The following is a 14,634-nucleotide window of genomic DNA, read 5'->3' on the forward strand; positions in this document are numbered from 1 at the left end:
ACGGAGACCTCACCTCAGAGCGCGCTGCCCGAGACCGGCGGCCCGTCGTGGATGTTCGCCGCGCTCGGCCTCTCGCTCATGCTCGCGGGCACCGTGCTCACCGTGACGGCTCGCCGAGCCGCCCGAAGGCGTGGTTGACCTCTTCGTTGACCACCGAGGTCGCCCAGATCTCCCGCCGCAGCGGGTGATCCACGATGGCCTCGGGGAACCGCTCCCGGATCGGGGCCGGGAAGTAGGCCACCAGGCGCTCCGTCATCTCCGGGTCCTCGGCCGGGTCCGGAAGGCCCTCGGCGACGAGCTCGCGCCGGCGCTCGATCTTGGTCCAGGCGAGCACGACGGCCAGCTCGGGCGCGGTGAGCCCCTCCCCTGCCTCCAGGCGGCGGGCGACCTCGGTCGGTGACGGCAGGCCCTCGACGTCACGGTCGAGTACGCCGGCGGTGACCCACTCCGCGATCTGTCGCTCGTGAGCCTCCAGGAGCTGCGGCGCCGAGGCCACCGCACGGGTGAGGGTCACGTTGTGCGCCTCGTTGTCGGCCAGCACCAGCGCGGCGACCTCGTCGGTCATCTCCTCGAGGAGCTCGTCGCGCGCGGCCAGCGTCAGCGAGCCGGCACGTACCTCTCGGTCCAGCAGGATCTTGAGGTTGACCTCGTGGTCGGAGGTGTCGACACCGGCGGAGTTGTCGATCGCGTCGGTGTTGATCAGGCCGCCCTTGCGAGCGAACTCGACCCGGCCGGCCTGGGTGATGCCCAGGTTGCCGCCTTCACCGACGACGCGGACCCGCAGCTCCGCGGCGTCCACCCGGACCCCGTCGTTGGCGTGGTCCCCGGCATCGGCGTCGGTCTCGCTGGACGCCTTGACGTACGTCCCGATCCCGCCGTTCCACAGCAGGTCGACCGGCGCCCGCAGGATCGCGCTGATCAGCTCCTGCGGCGTCATCCGCTTGACGTCGGTCGCCAGGCCGAGCGCCTCGCGCACCTCGGGACTGATCGGCACCCACTTCAGCTGCCGCGACCAGACGCCGCCACCTGCCGAGATCAGCGAGGTGTCGTAGGACTCCCAGGTCGACCGGGGCATCTCGAAGAGCCGCTTCCGCTCCTGGAAGCTGGTCGCCGCGTCGGGCGTCGGGTCGATGAAGATGTGGCGGTGGTCGAAGGCGGCCACCAGCCGGATGCGGTCCGAGCGCAGCATGCCGTTGCCGAAGACGTCGCCGGACATGTCGCCGACGCCGACCGCGGTGATCTCGTCGACCTGCGGGTCGATGCCGAGCCGCTTGAAGTGGTGCTGCACCGAGACCCAGGCACCCCGCGAGGTGATGCCCATCGCCTTGTGGTCGTAGCCCGCCGAGCCGCCGGAGGCGAACGCGTCGCCGAGCCAGAAGTCGTACTCCGCCGCGACCGAGTTGGCCAGGTCGGAGAACGTCGCAGTGCCCTTGTCGGCGGCGACGACCAGGTAGGAGTCGTCGGCGTCGTGGCGCACCACGTCGGCAGGCGGCACCACACGGCCGTCCACCCGGTTGTCGGTGACGTCGAGGAGGCCACGCAGGAACGTGACGTAGGCGTCCGGACCGGCCACGCCGCCCTTGGGGACGAAGCCACCCTTCGCGCCACCCGGCACGATCACGGTGTTCTTGACCTGCTGCGCCTTCGCCAGCCCGAGCACCTCGGTGCGGAAGTCGTCACGCCGGTCGCTCCACCGCAGCCCGCCACGGGCCACGGTGTCGAAGCGCAGGTGCACGCCCTCGACGTCGGGCGAGTAGACGAAGATCTCGTAGGCCGGCCGTGGCAGCGGCAGGTCGGGCAGCTGCTGCGGGTCGAACTTGAACGAGAGATAGTCGCGCCCGCGGTAGTAGTTCGTCCGCGTCGTCGCCAGGATCGCGCTGACGTAGCTGCGCAGGATCCGGTCCTGGTCGAGGCTGGCGACGTCATCGAGCGCCTCGATGATCGCCTCGGCCCGCTTCGTCTCGTCACGCGTGGTGAGCGAGGGGTCGAAACGGGTCTCGAACAGCTCCACGATCTGCCGGGCGATGCCCGGGTTGGTGCACAGTGCGTTACCGATCGAGAAGAACGAGCTCGGGGTGCCGGCCTGGCGCAGGTAGCGGCCGTACGCGCGCAGCATGCTGACCTGGCGGTGGTCGAGCCCCTCCAGGACGAGCGCGTTCAGCCCGTCGATCTCGCTGCGTCCGGACCAGGCCTGGTGGAGCGCGGCGACCAGCTGCGTGGGCGTGCCGGCCGGGATGCCGGAGTAGGCCAGGCCGAAGTCGTAGATGAACCACTCCTCCGAGCCGGACGTGCCGACGGCCTCGAGGTCGTAGGGCCGCTCGTCGGTGACCTCGAAGCCGAACGAGGACAGGATCGGGAGCATCAGAGACAGCGACAGCGGGCCACCGGTGCGGAAGATCTTGATCCGGAACCCACCGGGGCTCTCCGGGTCCTTGTAGAAGGAGAAGTCGACCGCTTCGCCCTGGTGCGAGAGCAGCTCCAGACGGGTCAGGTCGGCGGCGCCGGTGTCGGCGTCGAAGTCCTCCTTGTAGGCCTCGGGGAACGCGTCGAGCACGTGCGAGAGCCGCGCCGCGCCCTCCTCGCCCGCGTGGGCGATGACCGCGCTGACGAGATCGTCGCGCCAGCTCCGGGCAGCCTTGCGCAGCCGCGACTCGAGGCTGTCGACCAGGCCGGGGGTGTCCAGAGCCGTGCCCAGCGACTCGGTGGTGCCGTGCACCACGAAGTGGACGCGGGCGGTGGTCGACTCGCTGATGCGTACGGTGAACTCCAGGTCGGTGCCGTCGAGGGCCTCGAGGAGCACCTTCGAGAACCGCTCGCGGACCGTCGTGTTGTAACGGTCACGCGGCAGCGAGACGAGCACCGAGACGTAGCGGCCGTACGTGTCGGGCCGGACGGCCACCCGCAGGATGCGGCGCTCGATCGCTCCGAGCGCGGCCTCGGCGAGCGAGGTCAGCTCCTCGGTGGAGGCGTGGAAGAGCTCCTCGCGGGGGTAGGACTCCATCGCGTCGAGCATGGCCTTGCCGGTGTGGCTGCGGCGGTCGTAGCCGGTGTGGTCGAGGACCGCGGCGACCTTGCCGCGGACGACCGGGATCCGGGTCACCGACTCCCGGGCAGCCTTGGTGGTGAACAGGCCGAGGAAGCGGTGCTCGCCGATCACCTCACCGGCGCCGTTGAAGATCTTGATGCCGACGTGGTCGAGGTAGGCGGGCTCCCCGACGGTCGAGCGGGAGTTGGCCTTGGCCAGGACGAGCATGACCTTGTCGCGGGCATGGGCGGCGACCTTCGGCGGCATCTTGCCGTGGTCGGGGGCCTGCGGCGGGTCGGCGCGCAGGATGCCGAGGCCGGTGCCGGAGCGGCCGCGCAGGTAGTCGCCGTCGAGGCGGTATTCGCGGTAGCCGGTCAGCAGGAAGTGGTCCTCGGCCAGCCAGGCCAGCAGCTCGGCGGCCTCGGCGGCCTCCTCGCGCGGGACGCTGTTGGGCGGGGTGTAGCGCAGGCCGGCCGCGATCTCCGCCAGCCGGCGGTGCAGCCTCGGCTCGTCCTCGACGACCTCGCGTACGTCCTCGAGGATGCCTTCCAGGCCCGCGACGATCTCCTTCGCGGCGTCGGGGGCGAGACGGTCGATCTCGATGTGCATCCAGGACTCGCGGATGTCGCCTTCGTTCACCCCCTCGAGCGCGCCGGTCACGTCACGAGCGACGTCGATGACGGGGTGGACGACCAGATGGACGTCGAGGCCGCGACGGTAGAGCTCGGTCTTGACCGAGTCCACGAGGTAGGGCATGTCGTCGACGACGATCTCGACGACACTGCGGCCTCCGGCGGACCAACCGTCTGCGGCGCTGGTCGGGGTGAGGATGCGCACGGCGGCGGTGCCTTGCGGGCGTCTGGCTGCCAGTGCCAGATGCGACCCCACCGCGCCGGCGAGGTCAGCCTCGCTGCGACCGGTGAGCTCCTCGGGGGCTACGTGGCGGAAATAGGTGGTGCTCGGCAGGCGGAACTGCTGGACGTTCTGCGGAGCTTGGACAGGTTTGATATGCGTCTCCGTTGACACACCTCTCACGGTATCCCGGCAGGGCTCCGGATAGGCCGCAGCATCCGAAGGAATCGCCGATGTGAGTCATAGGCCGGTGGCCGACCGTCGACGCCCCGGTAAAGAGCATACTCGAAGAATGTGTCGGTTCTCTCGGCCGCATCACTGGTGACTCCGGACCATGTAGGCGTCATGATGTGTGGTCATGAGCAAAAAGCTGTCGGTCGACCTGGCCTACGACGCCCCGGTCGCAGCCGTCTCCGGGATGCTCGCCGACGCGACGTTCCGCGAGCAGGTCTGCGACGCGCAGCGCGCGCTCTCCAAGAGCGTGGCGATCACCGGATCGACGGTGAGCATCCGCTACGAACAGGCGGTCAGCGGCGTGCCCGGGTTCGCGAAGAAGTTCGTCGGCGACACCATCGAGGTGCACCAGGACGAGATCTGGTCCTCCGACTTCACCTCCGGTGACCTCAAGCTCACCCTGCCCGGTAAACCCGGGTCCCTCGCCGGCACCGCTCGACTGGCCGAGAACGGCGCCGGGACCATCGAGACCGTCACCTTGACCGCGACCGTGAATGTGCCTCTGGTCAGCGGAAAGCTGGAGGACCTCATCCTCTCGATCTTCAAGAAGGCGCTCGAGAAGGAGCACGAGGTGGGCACCCGCTGGCTCGCCGGCTGAGCCACCTCGTCCCCGTCCCAACCCGCAGCAGAGCCCCAAAGGATTCGGCAATGACGACGACCCTTCAGCACGAGCTCGTCTACGACGCCCGTATGGGCGAGGTGTCCGCGATGCTCGCCGATCCCGGCTTCCGGGAGCAGGTCGCCGACGCCCAGGGCGCACTCCGTCGTCGGGTGACCATCGGCGGTGCGCCGCGCGAGGTCCGGATAGACCGGGTGCAGTCGACCGTCGGCGTACCCTCCTTCGCGAAGCGCATCATCACCGGGGACCTCACCGTCCATCAGAACGAGGTCTGGTCCTCCGACACCGTCGCGGTCGTCGACATCACCGTCCCCGGCGGCCTGGCCACCCTGCGCGGCAACATCTCCCTGTCGGAGTCCGACGGTCGCACCACGGAGAGCGTCCGGCTGAACATCAAGGTGCCGGTCCCGCTGGTGGGCGCCAAGCTCGAGGAGTACGTCGAGGAGCTGATGCTCAAGGCCTTCGACCTCGAGCAGGCGGTCGGCGCGGCGTACCTTTCGCGCTGAAAAACTCACCGATCTGGTGCAACCGGACTGAAAAGTCAACCGTCCCCATATGCGGCGGGCAATAAGTTCCCGCTGTCAGGTCTCGGATCAGGAGGGATTCGGGCCACTCAGGAGGGGATCTCGATGGTAAAACCTCGTACTCGCACGCGGCAGCTGGTCTCGGCCGGCATCGGGCTGGTGGCAGCCGCACTCGTCGTCACCACGACGGTGACGGCCAACTCCGGCGCCGCGAGCGGCACCACCGGCAAGGGAATGCTGAAGCTCGTCGCCGCCTCCGACACCGTCGAGGTGGACGCCTGGGAAGGGACGGCGTACGTCCAGCCGTCGGTCTGGTTGGCCGCCTATGACGCTGCCTTCGAGTTCCGTGCGAGCCACGCGGCCTACGACGAGCCGGTCAAGCTGACCAAGACCGTCATCCGTGGCAAGAAGCGCACCACCACGACCGCGCCGGCCGCGATCGTCGACGGGATGAAGGGCTTCAAGGACGGCCTCCGGGTCACCCTCAAGAACAAGTCCGGCAAGGTGATCCTCGACGACACCCGGCCGCTGTGCCCCGGCGGCTACGACCGGCAGCGGGTGCAGACCGACGGCGCCACCGGTCCGGTCTACCCCGAGTTCTGCGGCGGCAACTGGTTCACCAAGGGCGTCCTGTACGGGATCGAGCGGGGCATGGCGGTCCCGACCGTCTCCGACCTCGAGTTCCAGACCAAGGGCGAGACCCGGCTCACCATGACGATGAGCGTCAGCAAGGCGGTAGCCGACTTCCTCGGGCTGCCGAAGGCCAGCCGCACGGCCAAGCAGGACCTGGTCATCGTCGACGGCTGCCCCCAGGGTGGCTGTGAGGGCGGTGAAGGCGAGGGCATGGGCATCATGGCGGCCCACGGAGCCGACGACGACCAGGGCGCCCGCACCGTGGTGCCGCGAGAGTTGCTGGAGGGCAACGAGAACGGCCGCGGCCGGCTCCCGCTGGGCGGCGCCCTCGGCTCCATCAAGCCGGGCAAGCCCACGAAGGACACCCTGCCCGACCTCGTCTCCGTGCCCGCCTGGCAGATCTCGACGGCCGTCGACGAACAGGGCGTCGACCGCCTCAACTTCGCCGCCAACGAGTGGAACGCCGGACCGGCGCCGATGATCGTCGAGGGCTTCCGCCGCGGCACGACACCGGTGATGGACGCCTACCAGATGTTCTACCGCGACGGTAAGCAGGTCGGGGTGAAGCGGACGGGCACGATGGAGTTCCACGAGGCCCCGGAGCACAACCACTGGCACTTCCTCGACTTCGCGAAGTACGAGCTGGTCGACGCCAAGGACAAGGTCGTCACGACCAGCGGCAAGCAGTCGTGGTGCCTGGTGCCCACCGACCCGGTGGACCTGACCGTGCCGGGAGCGACCCTGCGGCCGGGCCAGACCGGCCTGGAGTCGGCCTGTGGCGAGAAGTCCGCGCTCTGGCTGCGGGAGGCCCTGCCCTCGGGCTGGGGTGACACCTACAACCAGTCGCAGACCCAGGCTTTCGACCTCACCAAGGTCAAGAACGGTACGTACCGGATCAAGGTCACCGTCAACCCCGACGGCAACCTCTACGAGCGGACGCGGTCGAACAACGTCAGCTACCGCACCATCATCATCGGCGGCAAGGCCGGCGCCCGCACCGTCAAGGTCCCGCCCTACCAGGGTGTCGACACCGAGACCTGGTGGGGCGAGGAGGAGTGATCTAGATCAGGTGGGGGATCTCCTGGGTCGCGAACCAGCCCAGGTCCTCGTCGGGGTCCGCGTCGGCCGGGCGATCTGCCAGGTCGGCGTGGACCGCGGCGACGAGCTTGAGCGGGACGACCTGGCTCTCCAGATGATGGGCGCGCGCGTCCGGCGCGTCGACGACGACCACGACCCGGCGCCCGGGGCCGTCCAGGAGCGCCGCCGAGTCGTCGGCGGCGCTCATCAGGGCCGCGTACTCGGCCTCTTCGCTGTCGTCGGGGGCGGCGTAGCCGTCGGCGGTGCCGGGCAGCTCGCCCTTGGCGTACCAGTCAGCGAGGAGCGCGAGCGTGGCAGGTACGTAGATGCGGGTCACAGACGGGATTCTGCCTCACTCGCCGGAGTTCTTGACCACGCGCAGGCCCCGAGGAGCGCGGAAGCGGCGGCCGGAGACGGTGTCGAGCAGCTCGTCGAGGGCCTCGCTGATGCACTGCCCGACCAGCGAGGCGTCGGGCACCAGGTCGCGATCGGCGGTGATCGCGAAGAAGACCTGGCCGTCGTAGGAGGTCACCCCGATCGCGAGGGTGTGCCCCTCGGTCAGCGGGTGGATCGGATAGGAGGCCACCAGCCGCGAGCCGGCGGCATAGCGAGGCTCCTGCGGACCGGGCACGTTGCACACCGAGAGCAGGTAGTCGTGCTCGCTCTCGGCGGCCACCCGGGAGCCGACCACGTGGAAGGTCGCCGGGGCGAAGCCGCTGATCCCGGCCAGCCGCTGCGCGCTGACCGTGCGGGCGTTCGCCTTGTGCTGCTCGAAGGAGTAGGACACCTGATGGAGCCGGACCACCGGCGACGGCTCCGCGACCGGGAGCACCACGAAGTGGGGGGCCACCGCGGAGCCGAGCTGGGTCGGATCGAGCTCCTCGTCGATCACCGAGACCGGCACCAGCGCCGGCACCTGACGTACGCCGGCGAGCGACTGCTGCCGGGTCATCAGCCAGGCGCGCAGACCGCCGGTGACGGCAGCGAGGATGACGTCGTTGACGGTGCCACCGTGGGTGTCGCGGATGCGGCGGAAGTCGGACAGGTCGGCCTGCAGCGTGACCACCAGCCGCTGCTGGGACAGCACCCCGCTGAGCGGCGTCTGCCGCTCCGGAGCCCTGCGGGTGAGGGCGCGGGCGATGCCGGCCCCCACGTTCTGGAAGTCTCTGGCGACGCCGGTGACCCGTCCGAGCGCGTAGCCGCCCAGGCTGCGCGCCGAGGCCGTCAGGCCGCTGACCGAGGTGACCGCGTCGAAGACCGCGCCCGCGACCAGGCGCGCGCTCGACTGCGGCTCCGGCGGCTCCCACAGGTCGGGCACGACCGGTCCGACCTCGGGCTTGTCGTCGAGCAGGAGCTGGACCAGGTCGACCGTCTCGGCGCCGTCCACCAGCGCCTGGTGGGTCTTGGTGACCAGCGCGACCCGGTCACCGGCCAGTCCCTCGATGACGTACAGCTCCCACAGCGGCCGGGAGCGGTCCAGAGGCCGGGAGACGATCCGGCCGGCGAGATCGAGGAGCTGGTCCATCGAGCCCGGGCGGGGCAGCGCGGAGCGGCGTACGTGGTAGGTGAGGTCGAACCGGTCGTCGTCCGCCCACACCGGGTAGGCGATGCGGCCGGGCACGACGCGGACGCGTTGGCGGTAGCGGGGCACGAAGGCGAGCCGGTCCTCGACGTGCTCGAGGAAGGCGCCGTAGTCGAAGCCCTCCGGCTTGGGTTCGATCAGCTCGATGCTCGCCACCTGGTGCGGCACCGCTAGCGTCTCCCCGTCCAGGTAGGCCACCTCACGCGGTCGGAGCCGGTCTCGCTGACGCTCGCTCATGCCGCCGCCCCCGTAGCGCAAGCGCCATCGTCCGGGCGCGGCGGCCTGAGGCCTGTGGTCGCTCGCTGGAGCTCGCTCATACCCTCTCAGCCCCCTCTTTGGTTCATGTGCGATTGTGGCAGAAGCCAGCTTGAACTTAGCCCACGAAACGGGGGAGTAATGCGCCTCACGGCCCGGATCATCGCGGTCGTGGCAGCAATCTGCGGGATCGCGTCCTTCACGACCGCCTGCGGAAACGACGTCGCCACCGAGCCCAGCACCGACAGCGACCCGGTGGTCGTCGCGATCAACTTCTCCGATGGCTCCGTGGATCCGCACGGGACCCAGGTCGACGTCCCGCTCGGCCACAGCGTAGAGCTCGACGTGACCGCCGACGCCGCCGGCGAGATCCACGTGCACTCCGACCCGGCGCAGTCAGCCGCCTACGGCGTCGGCACCACCCGGATCAGCCTGGGCACGTTCGACATCCCTGGTCAGTTCGTGGTCGAGTCGCACACGCTCGGCAAGACCATCGTCACCCTCGAGGTCAAGTGATCCTCACCCACGGCGTGGGCGGTCGCCAGGACCTCCCACTGCCGCTCGAGTACGTCATCGCGGGCGCAGTCCTCGCCCTGGTCGTCTCCTTCGGGCTCCTGGTGCTGACGACCAGGCGCGCCGCCGAAGGTGAGGTCGTCGGCGTACGCAACCCGCGCGGGTGGCCCGTCCCCCGTCTCGGGCGTGTCGTCGACTCTCCCGCCTGGACGGCGCTGTGGCGCGTCGTCGGCCTGTTGATCTTCGCCTACTTCGTGCTGGTCGCCTTCGCCGGCTCCGACAACGCGCTCAACCCCATCTTCGGGATGACGTACGTCTGGCTGTGGGTCGGCCTGGTGCCGTTCTCGCTCCTCTTCGGACCGGTCTTCAAGGCGATCAGCCCGGCCCGCACGTTCGTGGCCGGACTCTCCTGGCTGCGCGGCGCCGGCGGTCCGCCGCTCCGTCTGCCCGAGCGGCTCGGCTACTGGCCCGCGGCGTTCACGCTGCTCGCCTTCGCCTGGCTCGAGCTGGTCTACCCGGAGAACAACTACCTCGGCCCCGTCCGCCTCTGGCTGGCCGTCTACCTGGCGGTCATGATCCTCGGTGGCGTGCTCTTCGGCGAGGAGTTCCTGGAGCGCTGCGACCCGTTCGAGGTCTACTCGTCGCTGACCGCGCGCCTGTCGGTGTGGGGACGTACGCAGGCCGGCAACCTGGTCCTGCGCACCCCGCTCGGCAACCTCGACACCCTGCGCCCCGCCCCGGGCCTGGTCGCGGTCGTCTCGGTGCTCTTCGGCACCATCGTCTACGACTCCTACCGGGAGTCACCGCCGTGGCTGCAGATCGTGCAGAGCCCGGAGATCTCGGGCGCCACCGCCTACCTGATCAGCAACCTCGCGCTGATCTCGTTCCCGCTGATCGTGGCCGGGTTCTACTGCGTCGGGACCATGCTGACCGGTGTCGGTGACGTGCCGCGCCGGGCCCTGCCCGCCGAGCTGGCGCCGTCGATCGTGCCGATCATCGTCGGCTACGTGGTGGCCCACTACCTCAGCTACTTCTGGGAGAGCGGGCTGGCGACGCTGCGCAACGCCTCGGATCCGCTCGGGAACGGAGGCGACTGGTTCGGCACTGCCGACCTGCCGGTCTCCTACTTCTTCGCCTTCCACGCCACGCTGCTGGCCGTCATCAAGGTGGCGGCGGTGATCATCGGCCACGTGCTCGGCGTGTGGTCGGCCCACATCCGGGCGCTCCAGGTGCTTCCGAAGCAGCATCTGGTGACGGGGCAGGTGCCGCTTCTGGTGACGATGGTCGGCTTCACTGTTGGTGGGTTGTATCTGCTGTTCGCTGCCTAGTGGTCATCGCCTCGGCTCAGACCACTAGCGCATCTCTGCTTCACGGTTCACCCACCACGCATCCACAAAGCAGCGCAACACTACCTAAAGCGGGCTAACAGGTTTGCGCCCTGGTTTACGGCCGCTTGCAGAGTCTGGGAGACTGATACTTATGTCTGGTACCCCCCGCTTCCTGACTCTTGCCGACGTGGCCGAGGTCCTCAACACCTCGAGCGCACAGGTCTACGCCCTTGTCCGCCGTGGTGAGCTGCCCGCTATCAAGATCGGCGGTCGCGGCCAGTGGCGCGTTGAGTCCAGCGTCCTCGAGAAGTTCATCGATGACATGTACTCGCAGACCAAGGCCTTCGTGGCCGACCACCCGTTCGTCGAGGCCGAGGGCGCTGCGCCTGCCGCCACGCCGGACGCTTCTTGAGTCACAGCATCCTCACCCCCCACAACTAAACCTTCCCCACAACACCGCGAAGAGCTGCCAGGCACATGTGCCGAGCAGCTCTTCGCGTCTTGTGGCCGTCGGTCAGGCCAGGTTCTCGGTCTGTGCTTCCAGCTTGATCTTCAGCTCGTGGCGAGCGCCGTTGCGCATCACGGTGAACTCGACCGTCTCCCCCGGCTGGTGGGCGCGGATGGCGACGATCATGCCGATCCCGTCGGTGACGGTGACGTCTCCGACCTTGGTGACCCGGTCACCGTCCTTGAGTCCGCCGGCTGCCGCCGGCGAACCCGCCTCCACCACGGAGATCAGGGCACCGTTGTGGTCGACGGCCTGCACGTCGACCGAGGCGCCCACGATCGGATAGGTCGCCTTGCCGGTCTTCAGGATCTGCGCGGCGGTGACCTTGACCTGGTCGATCGGGATCGCGAAGCCAACGCCGATGCTGCCGCCCTCGCCCCCCTCTCCCCCGCCCGCGGTTGCGATCGCAGAGTTCACCCCGATGACCTGACCGACGAGGTTGACGAGCGGACCGCCGGAGTTGCCGGGGTTGATCGCGGCGTCGGTCTGGACGGCGTTGATGTAGGAGGTGTCGTCCTCGGTCTGGCCGGTGCTCACCGGACGCTGGAGCGCGCTGACGATGCCGGAGGTCACCGTGGAGCTGAGACCCAGGGGCGAGCCGATGGCCACGACGCCCTCCCCGATCCGCAGCCGCGACGTGCTCCCCAGCGAGGCAGGCTCGAGCTCCCTGACCTCCGGGACGTCGAGCACTGCGAGGTCGTAGACGGCGCTGCGCCCGACCACGTCGGCCTTGTAGCGGCGACCCTTGTGGTCGACCACCTCGATGCTGCCCTTGGCCTTGGCCGCGTCGGCGACCACGTGGTTGTTGGTCACCACGTGACCCTTGCGGTCGAAGACGAACCCGGAGCCGGTCGCGGCGTCCTCGACGCCCTGGTATTCGGCGAAGATCTGCACCGTCGAGGGCAGCAGCGTCGCGGCCACCTTCACGATGCTGGCGTCGTCGGCCGCCAGGGGCGCGTCGGTCTCGATCGAGCCCGGATCGAGCCCACCGCCGGCCAGGCTCGACATGTCGTCCTGGTCCTCGAGCACGCCGCCGGCATAACCTCCCACCACGCCGAGCAGGAACGCGACCGCGGCCGCGAGCGCCCAGATGGGGCCAGGAACGCGCCGGCGCGGCGTCGAGTCGGACCGGGCGGGTGCGGCGGGCGACGGAGCCGGCGGGCCGTCGAAACCCGGAAGGGACGCACCCGGCGGAGGCGGAGGCGCGGGCAGCAGCGCGGGCGGCAGCGGAGCGGAGTAGGCGGTCGGCGCCGGCGCGATGGCGGGCCTCGGCACGCTCTGCAGCGGCACCTCGGCCGTGTCGCGCTCGTCATCGACGACGTTGTCGGGGGACGACTGCCCGGCCGGGGGCACGTCGGGCGAGCTGGTCGGTGGCGCCCAACGAGAGATCGGCCGCGACTGGTCGTCTTGTGGTTCCTGCGTCACAGGACCCATTCTTCCCACTCGCCCCAACTATGGGCAGCCCGGGTCTCGTGTCGCGTCGCCAAGCACTCGGTCAGCGGCGTACGTGGGCGACGACCGGGGCACCCGGGACCTGGGTGACCGAGGTGACCGGGAGGTTCCTGGGGCCTGGGGCGTCCGCGGGCGCGGCGGCGAAGGCGAACATGCCGAACACGGCGGCGCCGACAGCACCGCCACCGGCGGCGACCATCACCAACGTACGCCGCACCGACCGCGGGTCGGAGTAGTTCTCGCCGAGGCGATGTCCTGAGCTTGTCGAAGGGTCGTCGGCGGGCCACACCGAGGCGGCGGCGATGGCGCCGCCGCGCAGCGACCCTTTCAGGTCTGCCGGGGCCGAGACGCCGGGATCGACGCTGAGCCCCGCGAGGCGCCGCTTGAGCCAGCTCTCGCGCTCGACCAGACGGCGGCAGGCGCAGCACTGGTGCACGTGTGCCCAGGCCCGCTCCTCCTCCGCCTCGGGGAGCTGGCCGTCGAGAAGCGCGCTGGTCCGCGCGCCGAGGTGGTTGCCCAAAAGACTCATGAAGCCCCGCCCCACAACACCTTGGGCCCGGAGTAACGAAGTCGTCCGCCGCGCGGGGCGCGGTGGGCAAGAGCGTCACGGAGCATCGCCCGGCCGCGGTGGATCCGCGAGCGGACGGTGCCGAGCTTGGCACCGAGGATCTCGGAGATCTCCTCGTAGGAGAGCCCCTCCACGTCACACAGCACGACGGCTGCCCGGAAGTCGGGCGGCAGCGTGGCCAGCGCGCGCTCGATGTCGTCGTCGAAGCGCTGGTCGGTGTAGGCCAGGTCGGGCGTCGGGCCGTTGCTCGTCAGGCGCGAGGCACGCTCGTCGGACAGGGCATCGAAGCGGATCCGCTGCTTGCGGCGGGCCTGGTCGAGGAAGAGGTTGGTGGTGATCCGGTGCAGCCAGCCCTCGAAGGTGCCGGGGCTGTAGGTGTCGAGAGAGCGGAAGACGCGTACGAAGACCTCTTGGGTGAGATCCTCCGCGTCGGGGCGGTTGCCGGTGAGGCGGTATGCGAGCCGGTAGACCCGGTCGGAGTGCTTCTCCACGATCTCGTCCCACGACGGCACACCCGGCTCCGCAGTCGGGGTCTGGGTCGTGGGCTCCGCGGTCATGGTGCTCCTGTCTGTCTCGCTGATCGCTGACATCTCCTACGTTAGATCGCCTGGACCGGGAAGGGCTGAGAGTTGCCTGTGAGGCTCCTATTTTTCCTCTTCCTGTCACCGTCTAACGCACAAGTTGGATCAGGCGTTCCCGCGCCGTTGCGCTAAACAGGTTAGGTTTTGCGGTGTGACCAGCCCTGTCTCGACCGCAAGTTGGACCTACGCCGACGAGTACGTCGCGGAGGACGACCTCCTCGCCGCCGCCCGTTCCCGGGCCGAGGAGGTCGGAGTCGCCCCGATCGGACCGGGCGGCGGTGCCACGCTGCGTTTCCTCGCCTCCGTGCTCGACGCGAAGAACGTCGTCGAGGTCGGCACCGGCACCGGTGTGTCCGGGCTGTGGCTGCTGCGGGGCATGCGTCCCGACGGCGTCCTGACCACCGTCGACATCGAGACCGAGCACCAGCGGCTGGCCCGGCAGAGCTTCACCGAGGCGGGGTTCGGCCAGCGGCAGGCGCGGTGCATCGCCGGTGCCGCCCTCGACGTGCTCCCCCGGCTGACCGACGACCACTACGACATCGTCTTCGTCGACGGTGACAAGACCGAATACTCGGCCTACCTCAAGGAGGCCCTGCGCCTCCTGCGACCCGGCGGCGTGGTCGCCTTCGACAACGCGCTGTGGCACGACCGCGTGGCCGACCCGGCCGTGCGCGACGAGGAGACCGCGACCATCCGCGAGCTCAACCAGCAGGTCGCCGACAACGACGACCTGATCCCGCTGCTGCTCCCGGTGGGCGACGGCCTCCTTCTCGCCCGCAAGATCTAGCTGTTCTGATCACGGACGTTAGGTACGGCGGGTCGGCTGGATCATGACGAAGACCTCCGGGTGAGGTGTGGAGCTACCACGCACCCACATCCACCA

At 69.5% G+C, this 14,634-nt stretch carries 14 protein-coding genes; 8 read left to right on the forward strand and 6 right to left on the reverse strand.

Annotated features, from left to right (window positions below; translation table 11 throughout):
- Window positions 1–51: 51 nt before the first annotated feature.
- Window positions 52–138, forward strand: a complete 87-nt coding sequence (locus tag ACFVJS_RS18720; RefSeq protein ID WP_378883331.1) for a hypothetical protein — start codon at window positions 52–54, stop codon at window positions 136–138.
- Here ACFVJS_RS18720 and ACFVJS_RS18725 read toward each other — a convergent pair.
- The gene (locus ACFVJS_RS18725; protein WP_378883299.1) at window positions 98–4,051 is read right to left on the reverse strand and encodes an NAD-glutamate dehydrogenase; all 3,954 of its coding nucleotides are present in this window, start codon (window positions 4,049–4,051) and stop codon (window positions 98–100) included. The two genes, ACFVJS_RS18720 and ACFVJS_RS18725, sit on opposite strands and share 41 nt — an antisense overlap.
- 184 nt (window positions 4,052–4,235) lie before the next feature.
- Between ACFVJS_RS18725 and ACFVJS_RS18730 the strand changes: the two genes are divergently transcribed.
- The 3 genes from ACFVJS_RS18730 to ACFVJS_RS18740 all read left to right on the forward strand — a co-directional run bounded on the left by ACFVJS_RS18730 (window position 4,236) and on the right by ACFVJS_RS18740 (window position 6,946).
- Window positions 4,236–4,709 (forward strand): DUF2505 domain-containing protein, encoded by a 474-nt coding sequence (locus ACFVJS_RS18730; protein WP_378883302.1) that lies wholly within the window; start codon window positions 4,236–4,238, stop codon window positions 4,707–4,709.
- Window positions 4,710–4,759: 50 nt separating this feature from the next.
- Window positions 4,760–5,236 carry a DUF2505 domain-containing protein gene (locus ACFVJS_RS18735; protein ID WP_378883305.1) on the forward strand — a complete coding sequence of 159 codons (477 nt, stop codon included), beginning with the start codon at window positions 4,760–4,762 and terminating at the stop codon, window positions 5,234–5,236.
- A 123-nt stretch (window positions 5,237–5,359) separates the two neighbouring features.
- Window positions 5,360–6,946, forward strand: coding sequence for a lysyl oxidase family protein (locus ACFVJS_RS18740; RefSeq protein WP_378883307.1), 1,587 nt, complete (start codon window positions 5,360–5,362; stop codon window positions 6,944–6,946).
- Window position 6,947: 1 nt separating this feature from the next.
- On the opposite strand, the gene ACFVJS_RS18745 is transcribed toward ACFVJS_RS18740, so the two are convergent.
- Together ACFVJS_RS18745 and ACFVJS_RS18750 are read right to left on the reverse strand one after the other, a co-directional pair.
- The gene (locus ACFVJS_RS18745) at window positions 6,948–7,301 is read right to left on the reverse strand and encodes a DUF6912 family protein (RefSeq protein WP_378883310.1); all 354 of its coding nucleotides are present in this window, start codon (window positions 7,299–7,301) and stop codon (window positions 6,948–6,950) included.
- A 15-nt stretch (window positions 7,302–7,316) separates the two neighbouring features.
- Window positions 7,317–8,783, reverse strand: a complete 1,467-nt coding sequence (locus tag ACFVJS_RS18750; protein WP_378883313.1) for a wax ester/triacylglycerol synthase family O-acyltransferase — start codon at window positions 8,781–8,783, stop codon at window positions 7,317–7,319.
- Between the two features lie 159 nt (window positions 8,784–8,942).
- On the opposite strand from ACFVJS_RS18750, the gene ACFVJS_RS18755 reads away from it, so the two are divergent.
- The 3 genes from ACFVJS_RS18755 (at window position 8,943) to ACFVJS_RS18765 (ending at window position 11,054) form a co-directional block, all read left to right on the forward strand.
- Window positions 8,943–9,317 (forward strand): hypothetical protein, encoded by a 375-nt coding sequence (locus ACFVJS_RS18755; protein ID WP_378883315.1) that lies wholly within the window; start codon window positions 8,943–8,945, stop codon window positions 9,315–9,317.
- On the forward strand, window positions 9,314–10,642 hold the full coding sequence (locus ACFVJS_RS18760; RefSeq protein ID WP_378883318.1) for a hypothetical protein: 1,329 nt from the start codon (window positions 9,314–9,316) through the stop codon (window positions 10,640–10,642). Before ACFVJS_RS18755 ends, ACFVJS_RS18760 begins: the two co-directional genes overlap by 4 nt.
- Before the next feature lie 151 nt (window positions 10,643–10,793).
- Window positions 10,794–11,054, forward strand: coding sequence for a helix-turn-helix domain-containing protein (locus ACFVJS_RS18765; protein ID WP_045548309.1), 261 nt, complete (start codon window positions 10,794–10,796; stop codon window positions 11,052–11,054).
- Between the two features lie 102 nt (window positions 11,055–11,156).
- Here ACFVJS_RS18765 and ACFVJS_RS18770 read toward each other — a convergent pair whose 3' ends face one another.
- The 3 genes from ACFVJS_RS18770 to sigE form a co-directional block, all read right to left on the reverse strand.
- Entirely contained in the window at window positions 11,157–12,575 is a 1,419-nt protein-coding gene (locus tag ACFVJS_RS18770) for a S1C family serine protease (RefSeq protein ID WP_378883321.1), read from the reverse strand.
- A 70-nt stretch (window positions 12,576–12,645) separates the two neighbouring features.
- Window positions 12,646–13,131 (reverse strand): hypothetical protein, encoded by a 486-nt coding sequence (locus ACFVJS_RS18775; protein WP_378883324.1) that lies wholly within the window; start codon window positions 13,129–13,131, stop codon window positions 12,646–12,648.
- Window positions 13,128–13,727 (reverse strand): RNA polymerase sigma factor SigE, encoded by a 600-nt coding sequence (gene sigE / locus ACFVJS_RS18780; RefSeq protein ID WP_378883326.1) that lies wholly within the window; start codon window positions 13,725–13,727, stop codon window positions 13,128–13,130. Before sigE ends, ACFVJS_RS18775 begins: the two co-directional genes overlap by 4 nt.
- Before the next feature lie 175 nt (window positions 13,728–13,902).
- Between sigE and ACFVJS_RS18785 the strand changes: the two genes are divergently transcribed.
- The gene (locus tag ACFVJS_RS18785; protein ID WP_378883329.1) at window positions 13,903–14,538 is read left to right on the forward strand and encodes an O-methyltransferase; all 636 of its coding nucleotides are present in this window, start codon (window positions 13,903–13,905) and stop codon (window positions 14,536–14,538) included.
- Window positions 14,539–14,634 lie beyond the last annotated feature (96 nt).

It is taken from the genome of Nocardioides sp. NPDC057772 (assembly GCF_042798075.1).
Lineage (GTDB): Bacteria > Actinomycetota > Actinomycetes > Propionibacteriales > Nocardioidaceae > Nocardioides.

What these genes read in the sequence shown, in the direction of transcription:
- ACFVJS_RS18720 (WP_378883331.1), top strand. Translation starts at nt 52, where the DNA reads ATGTTCGCCGCGCTCGGCCTCTCGCTCATGCTCGCGGGCACCGTGCTC.
- ACFVJS_RS18730 (WP_378883302.1), top strand. Translation starts at nt 4,236, where the DNA reads ATGAGCAAAAAGCTGTCGGTCGACCTGGCCTACGACGCCCCGGTCGCA.
- ACFVJS_RS18735 (WP_378883305.1), top strand. Translation starts at nt 4,760, where the DNA reads ATGACGACGACCCTTCAGCACGAGCTCGTCTACGACGCCCGTATGGGC.
- ACFVJS_RS18740 (WP_378883307.1), top strand. Translation starts at nt 5,360, where the DNA reads ATGGTAAAACCTCGTACTCGCACGCGGCAGCTGGTCTCGGCCGGCATC.
- ACFVJS_RS18750 (WP_378883313.1), bottom strand. Translation starts at nt 8,783, where the DNA reads ATGAGCGAGCGTCAGCGAGACCGGCTCCGACCGCGTGAGGTGGCCTAC.
- ACFVJS_RS18755 (WP_378883315.1), top strand. Translation starts at nt 8,943, where the DNA reads ATGCGCCTCACGGCCCGGATCATCGCGGTCGTGGCAGCAATCTGCGGG.
- ACFVJS_RS18765 (WP_045548309.1), top strand. Translation starts at nt 10,794, where the DNA reads ATGTCTGGTACCCCCCGCTTCCTGACTCTTGCCGACGTGGCCGAGGTC.
- ACFVJS_RS18775 (WP_378883324.1), bottom strand. Translation starts at nt 13,131, where the DNA reads ATGAGTCTTTTGGGCAACCACCTCGGCGCGCGGACCAGCGCGCTTCTC.
- sigE (WP_378883326.1), bottom strand. Translation starts at nt 13,727, where the DNA reads ATGACCGCGGAGCCCACGACCCAGACCCCGACTGCGGAGCCGGGTGTG.